This window comes from Benzoatithermus flavus (assembly GCF_037908215.1).
Taxonomy (GTDB): Bacteria; Pseudomonadota; Alphaproteobacteria; order Geminicoccales; family Geminicoccaceae; genus Benzoatithermus; species Benzoatithermus flavus.
The window spans coordinates 1-664 of the sequence record NZ_JBBLZC010000099.1; the positions used below are offsets into that span (position 1 = coordinate 1).

Genomic DNA, 664 nt, shown 5'->3' on the forward strand with positions numbered 1-664 from the left:
CATACCTGTGCCTCCCGCAGCCCTGGAAACCGCGGCAATCCTAGCCCATGGCCGGATGACTTTGAAGGCTAATCAGGTAGCAAAATGCCGGCCGATTTACCAGCCTGACGCTCGTCACCTTCCCATGGTGAGCATTTGGAACGTACTTTGATCAGGCCGGCGGGAGACTCGAGCGTCAGTTCAGTTACGGGTTCCTTCATGGGCAAGGTCCCCGTCTCGAGAAGGATCGTCGCCACGCACATTGTATTCGAGCCCGACATTGCCGGATATTCGGTTGTTTCGAGGATCACATACCCCATGTCGGCGTCGGGGTGATTGGAGGGGAGGATAATGTTGGCATTGTGCCAGACCGCTCCTCGCGGCTCGAACAGGACCATCTTTCTAATATCGTCCATGTACGTTTCAAGATAAAGCCGCTTATCGAACATCGATTTGCCGGGAACTTGGCCAACACCCCCGATGATGACCTTGCCGCTTTCCCCTTCTGCATGGCAGTCGACGACGGACAGGACTTTCCTGGAGCGCATCTGTATGGCCCCATGTTGCACGCGCAAGTTTGTACTTCGAGACAGGAACCCAGCCGTCACCGCATGGTGGGCATGACGAAGTCGGCACCCGCACGGATGCCGGTCGGCCAGCGCGAGGTGATGGTCTTCAGCCGGGT

General features: G+C 57.4%; 1 pseudogene. It reads right to left on the bottom strand.

The annotated features are described in order from the left end of the window. Window positions 1-76: 76 nt before the first annotated feature. Window positions 77-527 (bottom strand): annotated as a pseudogene (locus U1T56_RS24280) (proline racemase family protein); the annotation flags it as partial. Window positions 528-664 lie beyond the last annotated feature (137 nt).